Source organism: Tenacibaculum lutimaris (assembly GCF_003610735.1).
Lineage (GTDB): Bacteria > Bacteroidota > Bacteroidia > Flavobacteriales > Flavobacteriaceae > Polaribacter > Polaribacter lutimaris.
Genome location: NZ_RAQM01000009.1, coordinates 54,268 through 74,135, shown reverse-complemented (window position 1 = coordinate 74,135; position 19,868 = coordinate 54,268). Strand labels below are relative to the sequence as shown.

The 19,868-nt window shown below is 30.6% G+C and carries 23 protein-coding genes; 20 read left to right on the top strand and 3 right to left on the bottom strand.

Annotated elements, in window-relative coordinates; all coding sequences use genetic code 11:
- Window positions 1-6: 6 nt before the first annotated feature.
- From C8N26_RS08760 to C8N26_RS08725, 8 genes are all read left to right on the top strand, one after another.
- Window positions 7-813: a hypothetical protein gene (locus C8N26_RS08760; protein WP_120186967.1), complete on the top strand. Its 807-nt coding sequence runs from the start codon at window positions 7-9 to the stop codon at window positions 811-813.
- A 38-nt stretch (window positions 814-851) separates the two neighbouring features.
- Window positions 852-2,402, top strand: coding sequence for a bifunctional metallophosphatase/5'-nucleotidase (locus C8N26_RS08755; RefSeq protein ID WP_120186966.1), 1,551 nt, complete (start codon window positions 852-854; stop codon window positions 2,400-2,402).
- A gap of 144 nt (window positions 2,403-2,546) precedes the next feature.
- Entirely contained in the window at window positions 2,547-3,749 is a 1,203-nt protein-coding gene (locus C8N26_RS08750; protein ID WP_028892517.1) for a porin, read from the top strand.
- A gap of 99 nt (window positions 3,750-3,848) precedes the next feature.
- Window positions 3,849-4,385, top strand: coding sequence for an FMN-binding protein (locus C8N26_RS08745; RefSeq protein ID WP_120186965.1), 537 nt, complete (start codon window positions 3,849-3,851; stop codon window positions 4,383-4,385).
- Entirely contained in the window at window positions 4,386-4,877 is a 492-nt protein-coding gene (locus tag C8N26_RS08740; RefSeq protein ID WP_120186964.1) for a hypothetical protein, read from the top strand.
- A 143-nt stretch (window positions 4,878-5,020) separates the two neighbouring features.
- A complete protein-coding gene (locus C8N26_RS08735; RefSeq protein ID WP_120186963.1) occupies window positions 5,021-5,548 on the top strand; it encodes a hypothetical protein in 528 nt (175 codons plus the stop codon).
- A 2-nt stretch (window positions 5,549-5,550) separates the two neighbouring features.
- Window positions 5,551-7,257, top strand: coding sequence for a tetratricopeptide repeat-containing sensor histidine kinase (locus C8N26_RS08730; RefSeq protein ID WP_147418493.1), 1,707 nt, complete (start codon window positions 5,551-5,553; stop codon window positions 7,255-7,257).
- 3 nt (window positions 7,258-7,260) lie between these two features.
- Window positions 7,261-8,004, top strand: coding sequence for a LytR/AlgR family response regulator transcription factor (locus C8N26_RS08725; protein WP_120186961.1), 744 nt, complete (start codon window positions 7,261-7,263; stop codon window positions 8,002-8,004).
- On the opposite strand, the gene C8N26_RS08720 is transcribed toward C8N26_RS08725, so the two are convergent.
- Window positions 8,005-8,274 (bottom strand): hypothetical protein, encoded by a 270-nt coding sequence (locus tag C8N26_RS08720; protein ID WP_028892511.1) that lies wholly within the window; start codon window positions 8,272-8,274, stop codon window positions 8,005-8,007. It abuts the gene before it with no gap.
- A 263-nt stretch (window positions 8,275-8,537) separates the two neighbouring features.
- Window positions 8,538-8,948 (bottom strand): DUF1842 domain-containing protein, encoded by a 411-nt coding sequence (locus C8N26_RS08715; RefSeq protein WP_120186960.1) that lies wholly within the window; start codon window positions 8,946-8,948, stop codon window positions 8,538-8,540.
- Window positions 8,949-9,229: 281 nt separating this feature from the next.
- Here C8N26_RS08715 and guaB point away from each other — a divergent pair, with 281 nt between their 5' ends.
- Window positions 9,230-10,705: an IMP dehydrogenase gene (gene guaB, locus C8N26_RS08710; RefSeq protein WP_120187199.1), complete on the top strand. Its 1,476-nt coding sequence runs from the start codon at window positions 9,230-9,232 to the stop codon at window positions 10,703-10,705.
- A gap of 82 nt (window positions 10,706-10,787) precedes the next feature.
- Here the strand turns inward: guaB and C8N26_RS08705 are convergent, their stop codons facing one another.
- The gene (locus tag C8N26_RS08705; protein WP_120186959.1) at window positions 10,788-11,555 is read right to left on the bottom strand and encodes a hypothetical protein; all 768 of its coding nucleotides are present in this window, start codon (window positions 11,553-11,555) and stop codon (window positions 10,788-10,790) included.
- Window positions 11,556-11,926: 371 nt separating this feature from the next.
- On the opposite strand from C8N26_RS08705, the gene C8N26_RS13505 reads away from it, so the two are divergent.
- The 11 genes from C8N26_RS13505 to C8N26_RS08660 all read left to right on the top strand — a co-directional run bounded on the left by C8N26_RS13505 (window position 11,927) and on the right by C8N26_RS08660 (window position 19,854).
- Window positions 11,927-12,103 (top strand): hypothetical protein, encoded by a 177-nt coding sequence (locus tag C8N26_RS13505; RefSeq protein ID WP_156025602.1) that lies wholly within the window; start codon window positions 11,927-11,929, stop codon window positions 12,101-12,103.
- Window positions 12,104-12,139: 36 nt separating this feature from the next.
- On the top strand, window positions 12,140-13,882 hold the full coding sequence (locus tag C8N26_RS08700; RefSeq protein ID WP_120186958.1) for a sensor histidine kinase: 1,743 nt from the start codon (window positions 12,140-12,142) through the stop codon (window positions 13,880-13,882).
- Between the two features lie 2 nt (window positions 13,883-13,884).
- Window positions 13,885-14,550: a response regulator transcription factor gene (locus tag C8N26_RS08695; RefSeq protein ID WP_028892506.1), complete on the top strand. Its 666-nt coding sequence runs from the start codon at window positions 13,885-13,887 to the stop codon at window positions 14,548-14,550.
- Between the two features lie 90 nt (window positions 14,551-14,640).
- The gene (locus C8N26_RS13500) at window positions 14,641-14,790 is read left to right on the top strand and encodes a hypothetical protein (RefSeq protein ID WP_170141641.1); all 150 of its coding nucleotides are present in this window, start codon (window positions 14,641-14,643) and stop codon (window positions 14,788-14,790) included.
- 24 nt (window positions 14,791-14,814) lie between these two features.
- On the top strand, window positions 14,815-15,039 hold the full coding sequence (locus C8N26_RS08690) for a hypothetical protein (RefSeq protein WP_120186957.1): 225 nt from the start codon (window positions 14,815-14,817) through the stop codon (window positions 15,037-15,039).
- A 9-nt stretch (window positions 15,040-15,048) separates the two neighbouring features.
- On the top strand, window positions 15,049-15,330 hold the full coding sequence (gene yidD / locus C8N26_RS08685; RefSeq protein ID WP_028892504.1) for a membrane protein insertion efficiency factor YidD: 282 nt from the start codon (window positions 15,049-15,051) through the stop codon (window positions 15,328-15,330).
- An 81-nt stretch (window positions 15,331-15,411) separates the two neighbouring features.
- Window positions 15,412-15,960, top strand: coding sequence for an SH3 domain-containing protein (locus tag C8N26_RS08680; protein ID WP_038005976.1), 549 nt, complete (start codon window positions 15,412-15,414; stop codon window positions 15,958-15,960).
- Window positions 15,961-16,056: 96 nt separating this feature from the next.
- The gene (locus C8N26_RS08675) at window positions 16,057-17,133 is read left to right on the top strand and encodes a type I restriction endonuclease (protein ID WP_120187198.1); all 1,077 of its coding nucleotides are present in this window, start codon (window positions 16,057-16,059) and stop codon (window positions 17,131-17,133) included.
- Between the two features lie 35 nt (window positions 17,134-17,168).
- Window positions 17,169-17,660 (top strand): thermonuclease family protein, encoded by a 492-nt coding sequence (locus tag C8N26_RS08670; protein WP_120186956.1) that lies wholly within the window; start codon window positions 17,169-17,171, stop codon window positions 17,658-17,660.
- 12 nt (window positions 17,661-17,672) lie between these two features.
- On the top strand, window positions 17,673-17,906 hold the full coding sequence (locus C8N26_RS08665) for a hypothetical protein (RefSeq protein WP_038005973.1): 234 nt from the start codon (window positions 17,673-17,675) through the stop codon (window positions 17,904-17,906).
- 91 nt (window positions 17,907-17,997) lie between these two features.
- Window positions 17,998-19,854, top strand: coding sequence for a DNA topoisomerase IV subunit B (locus C8N26_RS08660; protein WP_120186954.1), 1,857 nt, complete (start codon window positions 17,998-18,000; stop codon window positions 19,852-19,854).
- The last annotated feature ends 14 nt before the right edge of the window (window positions 19,855-19,868 follow it).

Genomic DNA, 19,868 nt, shown 5'->3' with positions numbered 1-19,868 from the left:
AAGATTATGAAATTAATACATATTATTTTTCTTTTTTTCTTTTTTTCAGCCTTTTCTCAAGCTACAGATAGTGAGAGAATAGGGACATGGAGTGTGAAAAATGGTGAAATAATACGAAATAGATCTAAAAACGATCAACTGGCCATTTATTATTGGAATGAATTCAATAGAATTTTCCCTCAAGAGTTGACCAAAAAATATATCAAGAGAATTGTTTTAATGACTGACGGACTTGATGAAAAAACAGGTGCTTTGGTGGCTTTGAGTTCAAAAAATGACAAATGGCAACTAGAAATAGATGTTAATGATGTTAACTTTTATTCTAAAGATAAAAAAAGACTTCATGAGTCTGTTTACACTTTAGTACACGAGTTTGGACATTTACTTACCTTAAACAGAACACAAATACGTCCTACCGATAAAAAACTACAAGATGAAGGAGAGTTGTATTTAACTTTAGAAGGAGAGGCGTATAAAAATAGTTACATCAATAGGTTTGTTAATTTGTTTTGGAAAGGAGCATTGTTAAATCGTTGGGATGTAATTCAGCGTAAATACTGCTATACTGAAGCGAATTGTGTTGAAAAATTATATGACTTGTATTTAAATAATAGAACAGAGTTCCTTACAGATTACGCTGCTGAAAGTCCAGAAGAAGATATTGTTGAAAGCTGGACAGCCTTTGTACTAAGACCTAAGATTAAAAAACCTAGAACGATTGCGCATAAGAAAATCAATTTCTTTTACCAATTTCCAGAATTGGTAGAATATAGAAGAATGATTCGACAAAACACACGCCAATATCTTCATTAGAATTTGTAAATTTGGTTTCTTTTTTAAAGTAAAATCAAATGAAACAGATTAGAATTCTTTTAGTACTTTTTATAACCTTATTTATAGTTAGTTGTAACTCCAATAAAAAAACAGCTAACACTTCTACAAACAAATATCAGTTTACAAAAGATGCTGATAAAACGTATTTTACAATTCTTCAGCTAAACGATGTATATGAAATAGCTCCAATACAAGGAGGTAAATATGGAGGAATGGCAAGGGTAGAAACAGTACATCAAAATTTACTTAAAGAACACGAGCAAACAATGCTAGTTTTAGCAGGAGACTTTTTATCGCCATCTTTAATAGGAACTATGAGACATAATGGAGAACGTGTTAGAGGTAAGCAAATGGTAGAAGTAATGAATGCAATGAACTTTGATGTAGTTGCTTTTGGTAATCATGAATTCGATTTAAGTTATACAAACTTACAAGCGAGATTAAATGAAAGTAAATTTGAATGGATTTCTGCTAATGTTTTACATAATAGAGATGGTGAGCATTCATATTTTTATAAATCTATTGATGGAGAAAAACATAGCTTAAAAGATTCTTACATAAAAGAATTTACAAATCCAGATGGTACAAAATTAAAGGTAGGTTTTATAAGTGTTTGTATTCCTTCTAATCCTAAGAGTTATGTATATTATGGTGATATGTACGAAGAGATAAAGCGAGCATATAATGAGATTAAAGACAATGTAGATATAGTTATTGGCTTAACTCACGCTTCGCTAACGCAAGACAAAGAAATAGCAAAATTACTACCTAATGTACCATTAATAATGGGAGGGCACGAACACACAAATAGCTACGATAAAGTAGGAGAGGTAGTAATAGCAAAAGCAGATGCAAATGCCAAAACAGCTTATATTCATAGATTTGAATATGATCCAGCAACAAAGAAAACTCAATTTAAATCTGAGTTAAAAGAAATTAATGATTTAATTGTTTCAAATGAAAAAGTACAAGCTGTAGTTGATAAATGGCAGGTTGTTTTACAAAATAAAATTCAAGAAGTAGTTTCTAATCCTTACGAAGTTTTATATACAGCTAAAGAGCCACTTGATGCAAGAGAAAGCACAATTAGAACTGTACAAACAAACATGGGGAAGATTATTGCAGAATCTATGAGCTTAGCCTATAACAATGAGGTTGATTGTGCATTAGTAAATGGAGGTTCTGTTAGAATAGACGATATACTAGCAGGAAATGTTAATGCCGTTGATATTTTTAGAGTTTTACCTTATGGGGGAGAAGTTTTAAAAGTAGAGATCAAAGGAAGTCTGTTAAAAGAAGTGTTAGATTTTGGAGAAGCAGCTTCTGGAACAGGAGCTTATTTACAACGATTTAATGCTAAGAAAGAAAATGAAGAATGGATACTTAAAAATGGTAAGCTTCAAGAAGACAAAACTTATACAGTTGCCTTTTCAGATTATTTATTAAGAGGACTTGATATACCTATGCTTTCGGATAAAAGTGAAGGAGTTATTAATATATATACACCTCAAAAAGAAGAAATAGCATACGATATACGTAAAGCCATTGTTAATTTTTTTAAAGGATAGAAATTTTAAAGTACTGTTTATTAATTAAATACTAAAAACTGTTAATTTTATTTAAAATAAATCTTAATAAAATTTGTTAGATTGATTATCTCTACTAATTTTGCGGTCGTAAAATAAAAATAGTTTAAAATTAATCTAAATAAAATGAAAAAAGTATTTTTCGGTTTATTAGCAGGAGCATCATTATTTGCGTCAGCGCAAACAGCTCCAAAAGATAGTATCCCAACTAACCCACAAACACAGCAAAATGCTGCGCAACGCCTTTTATCTTCAAATTTAAGTCAACAAGGATTAACAGTAGGTGGTTATGGTGAGGTTCATTACAATAGAGCAACAGGAAAAAATGCAAATTTAGATGTGCATAGAGTTGTAATGTTATTTGGTTACAAGTTTAATGAAAGAACTCAATTTGTTACAGAAATTGAATTTGAACACGTAAAAGAAGTTTACATTGAACAAGCATTTTTACAGTATAGTTTAACAGATAATTTAAATGTAAATGCAGGTTTAATGTTAGTACCAATGGGTATTGTAAATGAGTATCACGAACCAACTACATTTAATGGAGTTGAAAGACCAAGTATGGATAAAGCAATTGTACCAACTACTTGGAGAGAAATTGGTTTAGGGTTATCTGGTAAATGGGATGAAGCTTCTTTACGTTACCAAGCTTATATGTTTAACGGATTTAATACAGGGTCGTATGATGCTGCTACAGGAGAATATACAGGTAAATTAGGAGGAGAAAACGGTTTACGTGGTGGTCGCCAAAAAGGAGCTGAATCTAAAATGAACAATATTAACTTCTCTGGAAAAGTAGATTACTATGGGTTACCAGGTTTACGTTTAGGATTATCAGGATATTTTGGTAGAACACAATCTGATAGAGCAATTGAAGATATTGACGGTGCTGATGTAGGAATTGCCATGTTAGGTTTAGACGCTCGTTACGCATATCAACGTTTTACTGCACGTGGTCAGTTTATTCATGCTAGTTTATCGGATACTGAAGCATACAATAACTTATATGAAACGAATAATACTGATGATGCCTTAGGAAGTGAGTTACAGGGTTGGTATTTAGAAGCTGCTTATAACTTATTACCTATGACTAAAAAGCAACAATTATATGCTTTTGCTCGTTATGAAGACTATAACACACATGCAGCAGTAGACGGTGGTATTAGCAAAAACTTAGCTTATGACCGTGATGAGTGGACGTTTGGTTTAACTTATAAAGTAGCGCCAGGAGCTGCGTTTAAGGCAGATTACCAATTAAAGAATAATGCAGTAGCAGGTAGCCAAACAATAAAACAATTAAACTTAGGTTTCGGAGTTTGGTTCTAATGTAACCTGAAACATACTTAAATAAAAAGACGAATCAAATTATGTTAATTTGGTTCGTTTTTTGTTTTTTATTTAGACTAATTCTAATATTTTTGTAACATGAGAAAACAACTATTATTTCCTTTTGTACTGTTTATAGCTTCTTTTAGCTTGTTATCACTTGTCATTCCTAAAAATGTACAAAAGAAAGTAACAAAAGAAATTAGTAAAACTTTTGAGGTAGAAACTTTTGATTTAGAGGAAATAAAAATTTCAAAAGATGTAAACGATTTGTTAGTTCGTAAAATTGAAGGAGAAAAGCTTTTTAAGATTGTTGTAAAAAACGAATTAATAGGGTATGCCTACGTAGATAAAGCTCCGAGTAAAACTGATGAGTTCGATTATTTAATTCTGTTAGATAAAGACTTAATTATAGTAAAAACTAAAGTGTTAATTTACCGTGAAGATTATGGTGGAGAGATAGGTAGTAAGCGCTGGTTAAAACAATTTAACGGTAAAACATCAAAAGATAAATTGAAGTATCAAAAAGATATTATGGCAATTTCAGGGGCAACTATATCAGCTTCTTCAATGACAATTGCTGTAAATACCTTTCTTCAAAACTTAGCAATTCTTCATCAAAATAAAGTATTATAAATGCAGGTTCACGGAGTTATTCATCAGTTTCCTAAAGAAATAAAACATTTAATAGTTGTTTTTGTAGCCACATTAAGTATAGGCTATTTTGGAGGTCTTTCATTTGTAAATGACACAACCAATGCGAGTTCTAAAGGAATACAAGAACGTTATTTAGGAAATGAAGATGATGAAGAAGCTACCAAAATGATGTTTAAAAAATCTTCAGGAGAAATAAAAACATTGGTGCATAACCATATTTTATCACTTTCAGTAATTTTCTTTTTATTGGCTATTATCTTATCTACTACAAGTATTGGTATGAAACTTAAATTATTTTTAATGATAGAACCTTTCGTTTCTGTAGTATGTACCTTTGGTGGTATTTATGTAATGTGGACAGGTATTACTTGGATGAAATACGTAGTTATGGCTTCAGGTTTTTTAATGACAGTTGTGTATACAACTTCAATAATTGTTATTCTACAACAATTGTATTTTAAAAAGAAATAATAATTTTTTTCTATCTAAACTTCCTTTTTGAGAAAATAGTAATTTAATTTATAAAATATTACTTAAAAATTATTTTAAGTAGGTTTTCTATATAGTCTTTTTATTGTAATTTTAGCCAATAACCAAACTTAAATTATAAAAACATGGGAAACCAAGTAAACGTTAATGGAGTTACATTGACATTAAAAGATTTTAGAAAATTTGATACTAATATTAGTTCAGAAAATGTACCGAAAGGACCTTTAGTTAACATGTCTGGGTTTGAAGGTAGTAATGGAACTCCTTTTACCGTAACAGTTTTAGCGTATTTACCAGACAACCCTTTACAACCAATAGAAAAGAAAGATGGTTTACAGCTTCAAGGAAACGAAATCTATTTAAACTATTATGGGATTACACCAATCAAAATACTAAATAAAGATGGTGGATACACTACAGTAAGTGGTAGAGATTTTAGAGTGGATTTTAATTGTAAAAAAGAAGCTAGCCATTTTGATTTGTATTACTTACAATTTACGTATCAGTTAGAAGAAGGGGCTGAATTAGCAGACATGATTTATGTTAGAGATAATAATACGAATCCAATTTTAGGTGATGTAAACGATGATCCTGTAACAGAAAGAGGTACGGTAACCACGCCTGCAGAAATGGAACCCCCAACACAGTATTAATTTTGAGTAAATTATATTCTATTATTTATGGAATAACTTTACTGTTGTTTCAAACCGGCCTTCCTGAAAAAAACAAGACCTTTATTGGAAGAGGTAACTCTATTTGTGAAAAATATAAAAATAAAGCTTTTTGTAAAGCTTTAGATTTTTATAAGAGTAAGGAGTATGATTCATGTTATGCCTATAGTGCTAAGGTTCTTTTGCAAGTAAAAAGTAAAGAAGAGCTAGATTATGTTAAATTTATGCAAGCCTATAGTGCATATAAAAAAGGATTATATAAAAAAACCCTTCAAAACCTAAATCTTATAGCAGATAATAAAGATTATACTCTTGAAAAACAAATTTTAAGAGGAAATATCTATTTAAAATTAAAAAAATATGATGAATCAATTTTTTTTTATCAAAAAGCTTTAGATGAAAAGCCAGAAACACTAAGAAAAAAAAATATTTATCATAATTTAGGTATAAACTTTTTACAAAAAAAAGATTTTTTCAAGGCTAACGAATATTTTAATAAAGAATTAGATTTAATTCAGGCTATAGATACAGCAGCTTTAATTAGTGCTAAAATGGATCTAGCAAATGTATATTACAATCAATATTTAGATGATAAAGCAATTCCATTATTTAAAGAAGCTTATGATTTGTCAAAATTTTATTCTGATATAAGATTGAAGCAGAATTCAGCAAGAAATATGGCGGTTGTGGAGAAGAATCGAAAAAATTACCAGAAAAGTATAGAGTATTACATGGAATATGGTAATTGGAAAGACTCTATTTGGAACCGTGATAAAATTTGGGAGCTTACAGAAAAAGACAAACAATTAGCCGTAGCTCAGAAACAACAAGAAATCGTTTTACAAGAAGAAGAATTAAAGCGTCAAGCACTTGTACAAAAGAGTTTAGTTGTAGGAGCTTCTGGTTTATTAGTGTTTTTGGGTTTTTTAGGCTATTTTTATAGAGAGTTAAAAAGTAAAAATAAGTTTATAACTCAGCAAAAAGAAGAGTTAAACGTAGCTAATAAAACGAAAGATTATTTGTTTTCTGTGGTATCTCACGATTTACGTTCACCAATAAATACAATTAAGCGACAACACGAAAAGCTAAAATTACAGTTAAAAAACAAAGAATACGATGCGGTAAGTGAAACTACTAACAATGCTATTGCGTTAACTGAAAGCACAAGTCACTTATTAAACAATGTGTTGCATTGGTCGTTAGAGCAAAACAACCAGTTATCATTTAAAGCAGAAGAGTATCCTTTAAAGCCCTTGGTAGAACAGGCTGTTTATAACTTTGAAGAAATCGCTGAAGCTAAAAACATTGCACTGACTACAAATTTAGAAGCTACTATTTTGGTAAAAGCTGACAAAGAGTCCTTAAAAATAGTATTGAGAAATTTGTTAGATAATGCTCTAAAATACACAGGAGAAAACGGTAAAATTGAAGTGAAAACCTATAAAGACTCTGAAGAATTTAGTACAATTGAAATTAAAGACACAGGTTTTGGAATTTCAGAAGAAAAACTAGCAAAAATTAAAGAATTAGAAGACTTGAGTATTGACAAAATTAACAGATCCGAAGGGGTAGGTTTGGGTATGTTACTCTGTCAAACACTTATTAAAAAGAATAACGGAAAATTACTCATAGATAGTGAGTTGAATGTGGGGACTACTATACGGATTTTGTTACCCAATGCAAGTGCATAAATTATGAAAAAACTACAATTATTATTGTTAGAAGATTCAGAAGAAGAAGCCTTAGAGCTTTCTTCTTTTTTAGAAGATAATGACTATGAAATATCATTAGCAAAAAATGATGTAGAAGCAGAAAAGCTAATTAGAAACCGTTTTTTTGATGTTATCATATTAGATATAATGATTAATGGAAAACCAGATGGAATTTCATTAGCACACCGTTTGAATAAAGAAGGAATCAATGTACCTTTTTTATTCTTAACCAGTATGCAAGGAAGAGAAATTTTTGATGAAGCAAAACTAACCAATCCGTTAGTATATCTTTTAAAACCATACAACAAGTTAGAGTTACTATTTTCTTTAGAGTTAGCTATCGAATCATGCTATCAGCAAAGTAATAGTATAAGCTTAACATCAGATAATGCGGTTTTAAGTCCTGCTTTTTTGTTTATCAAGAAAAAAAGAAGTGTGGTAAAAGTAGATGTTTCCTCTATTAATTATGTAGAGGTAAAGGAAAAGTACTGTAGTTTAATTTGTGATTCAGGAAACTATCTTATAAAATTATCATTAACTAAGTTGAAAGACATGCTTTCTAATCCAGATTTTAAGCAAGTACATAGAAATTACTTAGTAAATGTTAAGAGAATTAAAGAGATTTATTTTGAAGACAATCTTATTGTTTTAGATAGTGGCGAAAAAATTCTTTTTAGTGAACGATATAAAAATGCGTTTATAAAAGATAATACAATTTTTAGATAGCTATATAACTTTAGAAGCTAAACTTATTAAAAAGCCAAAGCCATTTTCGATATTAGAAATTGCTTTGGCTTTTTCATTGGTACTCATAGTAGCGTCATCAACTAGTTTAAGTGTTTTAACAATATTTGTATTGGTGATTTTACATTCCTTAGTTATATCGTTAATTTTAGTAGGGTTTAAATTAGTAAGAATAGCCAATTGCTGATTAAACTCTTTATCAGTTTGTAACGTAGCTTGTTGTGCTAAATCATTCCAGTTTATAGTGTTCATATATGTTTTTTATTAATTACTTTTTCAATTTGTAATAGCTTGTTTACGGTGAAAAGACTTACTCATAGCAGAGAGTAGTTAAAAGTAAAAAGGTTATGCGCTTGTATGATAGGATTTTCCCTGAACGTAAAAAAGTTGATTATCAACGTGCAAATTTTTAGATAAAAAAGACAATGAAAAACTAAAAAAAGAAACAAAGTCGCCCTTATAAAGAACGACTTTGCAAAGTTAGTGGTTAGTATACTAAGTTTGGTTAGAGGATACTAATTGTTTGATTTTACAGGTACATCATTAACTTCATTATTCCCATAAGTAAATCCACCTGTACCATTCCAATCATTATCAATATCCATATAGGCAGAAAATTTTTCTAAATAACTTCCTATTGCAGGAGGTGGAACTGAAACTACGTATTCACCGGTTAAGTTTACAATTTTTGTTACTTTACCATAACCTGTTGCACGAATACTACCTGTAACGTGTACGCTTATAGGTTTTGCATTGATTGCTTGAGTTATTTCTACCATTCCAGAAACAGAATTTGATACGGGAGAAACTACTAATGAAAAATGTGCAATAGGTGCTCCTGGCATACCAACGTTTCCAATAGTTCCTTTAGTTAAATATGCACCAACTAAAGTTGATTTAGCTGTGTCTTGTGTTGCTGTACTCATAATTATTTTGTTTTAAGGTTTCTTATTCTTTTTTTGATGTTAATTAATTTTTTAAGTAGCTACAGTTAAGAAATTTCATTACCGAAATTACAAATCAATTATAATCATCAAGAAAAAATATCCTTAAGCGTAAAGAATAGAAGAATGAATGTTAGTTATTATATGGCGGAAACTATTTTGAAATTAAATTTAACGACTTAACCTAAACTTAAAGGTTATATTTACATAATTTGTAGTATATTTGCATGCAATTAATTAACAACACACTAAATTGATTGCATATGCAAGCTCATCAATCTAAAATACTAGGTGAAGGATTAACGTATGATGACGTTTTATTAGTTCCTGCCTACTCAGAAGTACTTCCAAGAGAAGTTTCAATCCAAACAAAATTTACAAGAAACATAACAATCAATGTTCCTATAGTGTCTGCAGCAATGGATACTGTAACCGAATCTGCTATGGCAATTGCTATAGCAAGAGAAGGAGGGATAGGAGTGTTGCATAAGAACATGACGATTGAGAAGCAAGCTCTTGAAGTTCGTAAGGTTAAACGTGCAGAAAGCGGTATGATCATCGATCCTATAACCTTATCATTAACTTCAATTGTGTTAGATGCAAAGCAAGCAATGCGTGAACATAAAATTGGAGGAATTCCAATTGTTGACGAAGCGGGAAAATTAGTAGGAATTGTTACAAATCGTGACTTACGTTTCGAAAAAAATAACGAGCGTCCTATTGTAGAGGTAATGACATCTGAAAATTTAGTAACTGTTGCTGAAGGAACGTCGTTAAAAGACGCAGAGGTAATTTTACAAGAAAATAAAATTGAAAAATTACCAGTTGTTAATGATGATGATAAATTAGTAGGGTTAATCACTTTTAGAGATATTACCAAGTTAACACAAAAACCAATTGCCAATAAAGATTCTTACGGACGTTTACGAGTAGCTGCTGCATTAGGAGTAACTCATGATGCTGTTGATAGAGCTGAAGCATTGGTAAATGCAGGAGTAGATGCTGTAATTATTGATACAGCACATGGACATACTCAAGGTGTAGTTTCAGTATTAAAGAAAGTAAAAGAGAAATTCCCAACGTTAGATGTAGTAGTTGGTAATATTGCAACACCAGACGCAGCTAAATATTTAGTTGAAGCTGGAGCAGATGCTGTAAAAGTAGGAATCGGACCAGGATCAATTTGTACTACTCGTGTAGTAGCAGGTGTTGGATTTCCTCAATTTTCTGCAGTGTTAGAAGTTGCCGCAGCTATTAAAGGAAGTGGAGTTCCAGTAATTGCAGATGGTGGTATTCGTTATACAGGAGATATACCAAAAGCGATTGCAGCTGGAGCAGATTGTGTGATGTTAGGATCGTTATTAGCGGGAACTAAAGAGTCTCCAGGAGAAACGATTATTTATGACGGAAGAAAATTCAAGTCTTATCGTGGAATGGGGTCTGTTGAGGCGATGAAACAAGGATCGAAAGACCGTTATTTCCAAGATGTAGAAGATGATATCAAGAAGTTAGTTCCTGAAGGAATTGTAGGACGTGTGCCTTACAAAGGAGAGTTACAAGAAAGTATTCATCAATTTGTTGGAGGTTTACGTGCAGGAATGGGGTATTGTGGAGCAAAAGATGTTGAAACCTTGAAAGAAACAGGAAAATTCATTCGTATTACTGCAAGTGGAATTAACGAAAGTCATCCACACGATGTAGCTATTACAAAGGAGGCACCAAATTACAGTAGAAGATAAACTAGTTGTTTATAAAATCATTCTTGCTATGAGCAGGAATCTAAAAAACAAAAACGCCGTTAATATTTATTAACGGCGTTTTTTATTCGTCTAATAAACCTTCACTATGTAAAATATCTCTAGTTATTGGGGCTAATTCTTTTAGTGTTTCAGGATGCACCCCTCTGGCTGTAAAAAACTCTCGCTTTTTATCTTTATTACTTCCATACCAATAATTTGGTTTTCCTTCAGTAAAAAATACCATATCCTTTATAAGAACTACTTTTTTAAAACGCTTAATATCTATGTTATATAGCTTGTTTTTAATAGCTCCTTTAGTTATACATGCTGTAGTTTCATAGTGGTTTTCTTTCCAAATAATACAATTATTGTTCTCAAATAAAGTATACTTATAAGTAAAAAGTAATATAAGAAAGAAAACAGAGGAGACTAAAAAATGTTTTTTAAATTTTAAAATAAAAGGCAGGATTTTTTCAGAAGTCTTTTTAATGTTGGTTTTTAACTCTTCTTCTGTTGTTGGTTTTTCTTTAATAATTGTTTTGATATAATCTTTTGTTTCTGAATTTTCTTCAAATGATTTTTTCTTGAAATCTTCAAAATTTTCAAATCCTAAATATTCAGCTATGAAATTCCGTTGATAACTATTAGGAGGTTTAACACTAACATCTTTTTTTTCTTCTATATATTTTTCATAGTAGCGTTTCGCTTTTCTTTCACCTATATAATTCTCATCGTTATAATCTGCTTCTTGTAGTTCGTTTACCCAAAAGAGAGCTTTAGCATTTTTATTAGTTTTAAACTCTCTTTCTTCAATTGTGTTAAAAAAATCGATAAAAAGTTGTTTAATCATGATAGTTTGGTGTTTGGACAAATGTATTCAAAGTGGTCACTTTTTGGTTACGGATATCCATAAAATAGACAATGCTGTTTGGTTAAAAATTGACCAGATTTTGTCTAATAATAACCTGAAAAACCTTTCAATATTTGCATCAGAATTAATCGAGAAATAAAAAGAAAACAAATTGATTGGTTCTAATTAAAAGATAAAATATCGGTAAAGTTTCTTAGAAGGGAAGCTACTAAACAATACTGATACCAATCTTCACTTCCCGCGAAAGAGGCGCGCGACTCTTTTAAAAATTCTACACCCAATATGGTGTAACTGTAGCTAAGCAAAGTGCTTGGACAGGATAAATTTTATCAATTTTTAAAAGAAACAAAATGAACAAGGTTTTATTTATCATAACATTTTTAGTAAGCAATGGATTATATACATTAAACACAGATTCATCTACTGTAGTCCCACAAACAAATTCTACAGAAACAACGACAGATGATACAGGAGGGGGAAATAGCGGAGGAAACGATCATGATCCAGATCCAGAACCAGAAGATTAATTATTTTATTATAAGTTAATTTAATAATTTAGGAGAATGAAAACAAGAAAAGTAGTTCTCCTATTTTATTTATTATTTAGTAGTATTTTAGGTAATAGTCAAGAAAAAGAATTAAAAGAGAAAATATTAAATATCAGACAAGAGATATTAAATCTAGAAAAAGAAAAATTAGCAAAAAAATACTATCAATTAGGGTATTATTATAAAAAGGATAATAATATAGATAGTGCTTATAAATATTTTGATGCTTCAAAAAAAGAGTATGAAGCATTGGGAGATAGCATAAAAATAGCAGAAAAATTATTCAGTTTATCAAAAATAGAATCTGAAATAGAACTATTTTTTAAAAGTGATTCTACGGCTATAAAAGCTCTTAAGTATTTAGGCAACAATAAAGGTAAATACTCTTTAACCACTTCTTTATACAACACATTAGGAATTAACGCAAATTCAAAAGAAAATTATAAGAACGCTATTTATTGGTATACTAAGGCAATGGAATTTGCAAAAGACTCAATAAAAAAATATCGTTACGAAAGTAATATAGCAAACAATTATATTTCTTTAAAAGAGTATAAATCAGCTATAAAAATATATGAAAATTTATTGTTATCGTTAGAACCTTATACAGATAATAGTATTGGACTTAACTTAAAAGCAAAAGCACTTGATAATTATAATTATGCTAGATTATTAAATGGAGATGAAGTAAACGAGGATGATTTTTTAAAAACGCAAAAACTTAAAAAACAAACTAAAGATTTTAGAGCATTGGCGAGTAACTATTTTTATTTATATGTTTATTATGAAAAAATGAATATACCCGACACAGCTCAAAAATATGCATACCTAATGTATGATTTAGCTTCAAAATATGAAATGCCAAAGTATATCATTTTAGGTATAGATAAGATTTTATTGTCATCAAAACCAACAAAACTCCAGAAACTAGCTTTAGAAAGAATAAAACTACAAGACAGTATTACTGTATCAAAAAGAAAATTAAGAAATAAGTTTGTAACCTATATGTATAGCTATGAAGAAGAAAAAAAACAAAAACTTGAAGCTAGAGCAAAGTTAGCAGAGTCAAATCTTAGTTTAGAACAACAAAAATCTCAAAAGCAATTATTATGGTTTGCAGTAATTTTTACAATTCTATCTTCAATAGTCTATTTCTTCTACAAAAGAGAAAAGAATAAAAAAGAAAAAGCCATAGAAGTATACAATACAGAAACCCGTTTAGCTAAAAAAATACATGATGAATTAGCAAACGATGTATACGCGGTAATGAATACATTGTATAATACATCAACAACAGATGCTAGGTTGCTTACAAGAATAGAGGAAATATATGCTCAAACCAGAAATATTTCTCACGAAAACAGCCCTATACTAATAGGAGAACACTTTGAGGATTTCTTAAAACAATTATTTTTAGATTTTACAAGCGATCACTGTAAAGTAATTCATAAAGGATTATTAGAGGTAAATATAAACCAGTTAGCCAAAGAAAAACAAATAGTAGTGTATAGGGTATTGCAAGAGCTCTTAGTAAACATGAAAAAATACAGCGAAGCAACGTTGGTGCTTATCACTTTTTCAGTAGAAAAAAACAAACTATCAGTAGCGTATCAAGACAACGGAAAGGGAGTTGAAAATCTCTCTGTAAAAAATGGTTTGCAAAATATGGAAATCCGTATTAAATCAGTAGGAGGGTTTATTACTTTTGAATCGAAGCAAGAAAAAGGATTTAAAGCAAAGTTTCAATTTAAAAGGTAGTTATGTTCAAAAAAGTATTGATAGCCGAAGATGCCGATTTTATGTCAAGCGGAATAAAAGTAGCGTTAAAAGATATACAAATTCCAATTGTAGAGTATGCTCAATATTGTGACGAAGCTTTTTTAAAACTAAAGAAAGCGTGTTTAGATAATGAACCGTTCGATTTGTTAGTAAGCGATTTATCATTTAAAGACAATATAAACCCTCAGCGATTACAATCAGGAGAAGAATTAATTGCTGAAGCCAAAAAATTACAACCAACTTTAAAAACGGTAGTATTTTCAGTAGAAGACAAACCTTACCGAATTAAACAATTATGTAACGAGTTAGAAGTGGATGCTTATGTATGGAAATCCAATCACGGACAAAAAGAGTTGAAGAAAGCAGTACAGTTAGCTTATAACAATGAGTTTTTTATTACACCACAACTGGCACATGCCTTACGAGATAAAGAAGCCTTTGAAGTTACGGATTACGATGTGTTTTTATTACAACATTTAGCTGAAGGCTTAGATCAGAAAGAGATAAGTGAAGAATTAAAAAACAATAAAATTAAGCCAAGTAGTATAAGTTCAGTAGAAAAACGCTTAAAGCTACTAAAAGAAAGTTTCAATGCAAATAACCTCACTCAACTTATAGCTATTACTAAAGACTTTGGACTTATTTAAAAGTAAAAACACAAAATCCTACGGAAACCCGTAGGGTTTTGTGTTTTTATAAAGGTAGGTTTGTAATGATATTAACAAAAAAATATAGATATGGCTGTAAAACACACACCAACAAATGAGGTTCATAAAGGAAGTAAGGGAGGAACGACAGGATGCGGTTTTGATACAACAGAGCACCCAGAACATTGGGTAAGTACTAGTGATAGAATTACTTGTGATAAAAATGGTTGTAAAAACTAAGAATCAAATTTTAAAGAGAGAGTTATGCAATATAAAGTAATACCCTTTACACCGTCTATTGATAGAAATAAAGGAAACTCAGCAAAAGTAGCACAACAATTAGAAGCTATTATTAGTAATTACAACGATCAAGGTTGGCGATATGTTCGACTTGAGAGTGTGGAAACTCATGTTCTCCCTGATTCAGGTTGTTTTGGAATAGGTTCTCAACCAGGATATACAGCATACAGACAAATGATTGTTTTTTAGTAAAGAATAATGAAACATTTGTTACTTCTTTCTATAAAGGCGTATTGGAAGTTTAAACCAAAGGATAAGCCAGCACGCTGTATATTTAGAAAATCCTGTTCACATTATGTATATGAAGAAACAAAAAGAAAAGGACTGTTAGCAGGAATAAAAGCATTAAAATATCGGTTTAACAATTGTACTTATGGTTATGAACTGTATTTAAACCCGATTAGTGAGAATAAACAGATGTTGCTAAAGAATGGAGAAGTACTAGAAGAAGAGGAAATAGCAAAACGACTATTATATTGATTAAACCCTACGGATTTTCGTAGGGTTTAATGTTTTACAATAATTAGATTTGAGACTATAGAAACATAAACAAAAATATGAATGAAAATAAAACATCAATTATTCGGAGTAGGAATGATATCAGTAGTTATTCTTACATTAGGATTTGCTAAATATCCCACAACCAAAGAATCTTTAAAGAACGTAAGTATTTTAGGGTGTTATGTAGATACAGAAGCGAGATGTACGGGGTCTGCATACTGTAGGGCATGTAAAAATTGCAGTAGGTGCAAGCATTGTAGTGGAGGTGGGTCATGCGGGGTTTGTGCTCGAGGGAAACAAACAAGAAGTTATACCAATTCATATAAGAGTGATAGAAAAACTCAACAAACTAAGAAAACTGTTTTTAATGGAAGCACTAGTATTACATCATTAGAAAAGCCTAATAACTTAAAAACATTGCTAGTAAATAAAAAAAATCTTAATGTAAGGAGTGGTCCAGATATATCATATTATATAATTCAACAACTGGAATTTGGAGAAAAATTAAGTCTAATATCTACGCATGGTAAATGGATCAAAATTAAAGTAAAGAAAACTAAGGTAGTTGGATTTGTACATCAGAGTGAAGTTCTTTTGCTGGAAGATTAAAAGAATATTTAGATCTAATTCTTAACCTTACGGAAATCCGTAAGGTTTTGTTTTTTAGGGGGTTTAGATTTGATGTGTTTAACTAAAACTTGTAAAATGGAACTAGCCAACAAACTAAAAGCACTTTCACAAAAAATTACAACATTAAGAGATCAGATAGAAACGGAAGAAGCAACTAAAACAGCCTTTGTATTGCCTTTTATAGACTTATTGGGATATGATATTTTTAATCCTACCGAAGTAATACCTGAGTTTACAGCTGATATTGGATTAAAAAAAGGAGAGAAAGTAGATTATGCAATTATGGAAAACAGTGTTCCTATTTTAATAATAGAGTGTAAACATTGGAAAGAAGATTTAAATACACATAACTCTCAGTTGTTTAGATATTTTCATACGTCAAAATCAAGATTTGCACTATTGACAAATGGAATAGAATATAAGTTTTTTACTGACTTAGAAGCTACTAATAAGATGGATGAAAAACCATTCTTAGAATTTGATATAACGAAATTAAAGGAGCCTACAATAAATGAAATAGTGAAATTTCATAAAACAAAATTTGATATCGATCAAATAGTGAATAACGCAAGTTCTTTAAAGTATTCGAAAGAGATTAAAAAGATTTTTAGTTCACAATTAATAGACCCAGAAAATGATTTTATTCGATTTTTTACTTCAAGAGTTTATTCAGGAAGACAGACAGAAAAAGTATTAGAACAATTTAAAGAGTTAGTATCAAAATCTATTAATCAATTTATTAGTGAAAGAGTAAATGATAGATTACAAAATGCGTTGAACAAAGAAGAAGAGAAAATGGTAGAAGAGCAAAAAGAATCTGAGCCAAAAAGTGAAAGCAAAATAGTAACCACAGAAGAAGAAATGGAGGCTTACAGAATTGTTAAGGCTATTTTGAGAAGAAAAATACCTTTAACTAGAATAGCTTTTAGGGATACACAGTCATATTTTGGAATTTTATTAGATGATAATAATCGTAAACCATTATGCAGGCTTCATCTAAATGGAAAAACTAAATATATAGGACTGTTCGATGTAAATAAAAAAGAAGTAAGAGAAAGAATAGAGAGTATTGATGATATCTATAAACTAGATACCTTACTTTTAAGAACTGTAGATTATTACGAGGAGTCTGAAGTAGAAAAAGTTAATTAAAATCTTAAATTAGGTTCTGAATTATAGATTAAACTATGTACCTAAAAACAATACTATTATTTTTATTAATAACTCTAACAGGGGCAAAAGTACCGAAAGAATTTAGTGCAAGAGTAATTGGAGTAGTAGACGGAGATACCGTAAAAGTACTATATCAAAACAAGCCAATTCAAATTAGACTAGAACATATTGATTGTCCAGAAAAAGGACAAGCTTATAGTACTAGAGCAAAACAATTTGTATCCAACAGTATATTTGGGAAAACAGTTAAAGTAGTTAACAAGGGTAAGTGGCATTGGAAACGTTTAATTGCCGAGATTTATTATGATAAGAATCAAAATCTAAATAAAAGTTTGGTTAAAAATGGGTTAGCAATGCATTTTATAAAGTATTCAAAAAGTAAAGAATATAGTAAGCTAGAACAAAAAGCTAGAATCAACAAAGTAGGAGTTTGGTCATTATCAAAAGTAATAGCTCCTTGGGAATACAGAAAAGCAAAAAAGAATAAAACTTTTATTGAAAAATAAAAAATCAGAATAATGAAATATATACTACTCATATTTGCGACATTAATGTTAATGGCTTTTCAAGAAAAGAAAGATAAAAACGTATTTATTTGTAAAAGTGTAGCAAGTGAACGTTATCATTTAAAGAAAACATGTAGAGGACTTTCTACTTGTAAAACAGAAATAAAAACGATTGTAAGGAAGAAAGCCGAAAGTTATGGTCGGACTCTGTGTAAAATAGAAGCTAAACAATTAAAGGGAAAATAACTCAAACTCTGTTAATAATTAAATTAACAGAGTTTTTTGTTTTTACGTTGTAAACACTATTTTAGCAGAGACTTCAATTGCTTTTATTTTTATGACTCAAGAAACAAAATATACCGAAGATAATATTCGTTCGCTCGATTGGAAAGAACATATCCGTATGCGTCCTGGGATGTATATTGGAAAATTAGGAGACGGTTCTTCACCCGACGATGGTATCTATATTTTGGTAAAAGAAGTACTCGATAACTCTATTGATGAGTTTGTTATGGGTACAGGAAAAACGATTGAAGTTTCAGTACAGGGCGAAAAAGTAATTGTGCGCGATTATGGTCGTGGTATTCCGTTAGGAAAAGTAGTAGATGTAGTATCGAAAATGAATACTGGGGGTAAATACGATTCGCGTGCCTTTAAAAAATCGGTAGGATTAAACGGAGTAGGTACCAAAGCGGTAAACGCCTTGTCTACTTACTTCAGAGTTGAGTCTACTCGTGATGGTAAATCAGCAGCAGCAGAGTTTGAAAAAGGAAATTTAACGAATGAAGAATTTCTTGAAGAAACATCGCGTCGAAGAGGAACCAAAGTAACTTTTATTGCGGATGATAGTATTTTTAAGAACTATAAGTATCGTCCAGAATACATTATTAAACTCCTGAAGAACTACGTATATCTTAATCCAGGATTAACCATTGTTTTTAATGGTGAAAAGTTTTATTCTGAAAACGGATTAAAAGATTTATTAGAAGATAACAACAATCAAGATGATATGTTGTATCCGATAATTCATTTGCGTGGTGATGATATTGAAATTGCGATGACGCACAGTAAAACGCAATATTCAGAGGAATATCACTCATTTGTTAATGGACAAAATACCACGCAAGGAGGTACGCACCTAAATGCTTTTAGAGAAGCAGTAGTAAAAACGGTACGTGAGTTTTTCGGAAAGAATTTTGATGCATCTGATGTGCGTAAATCTATCATAGCAGCGATTTCTATCAAGGTAATGGAACCTGTTTTTGAAAGTCAGACCAAAACTAAGTTAGGTTCTACTGAAATGGGAGGTGATTTACCAACCGTTCGTACTTATATCAACGATTTTGTAAAAACGCAGTTAGACAACTTTTTACATAAGAATACGGAGATAGCTGATAAACTTCAAAAGAAGATATTACAAGCTGAAAAAGAGCGTAAGGAGTTATCAGGTATTCGAAAATTGGCTCGTGAACGTGCTAAAAAAGCAAGTTTACACAACAAAAAATTACGAGATTGTCGCGTTCACTTTGGAGATACTAAAAAAGATGGGTATTTAGACACAACATTGTTTATTACCGAGGGAGATTCAGCAAGTGGATCGATAACTAAATCACGTAACGTAAACACCCAAGCAGTATTTAGTTTAAAAGGTAAGCCTTTAAATTCGTACGGATTGTCAAAGAAAATCGTGTATGAAAATGAAGAGTTTAACTTGTTGCAAGCAGCCTTAAATATTGAAGACGGATTGGAAGATTTGCGTTACAACAATATTGTAATAGCTACCGATGCCGATGTAGATGGAATGCACATACGATTGTTATTAATTACCTTCTTTTTACAATTCTTCCCAGAAGTTATTAAAGAAGGACATCTCTATATTTTAGATACTCCACTTTTTAGGGTTCGAAATAAAAAAGAAACGATTTATTGTTATTCAGAAGAAGAAAAACAAGCCGCAATAAATAAGCTGAGAGGAAAACCAGAAATAACTCGATTTAAAGGACTAGGGGAGATCTCTCCTAACGAGTTTGTCCATTTTATTGGAGATGATATTCGTTTAGATCCGGTTATGCTAGATAAAGAAATGTCGATAGAACAAATGCTAGAGTTCTATATGGGTAAAAATACTCCAGACAGACAAAAGTTTATCATCAATAACCTAAAAGTAGAATTAGACTTAGTGGAAGAAAATTAAAATGAAAGAATTAA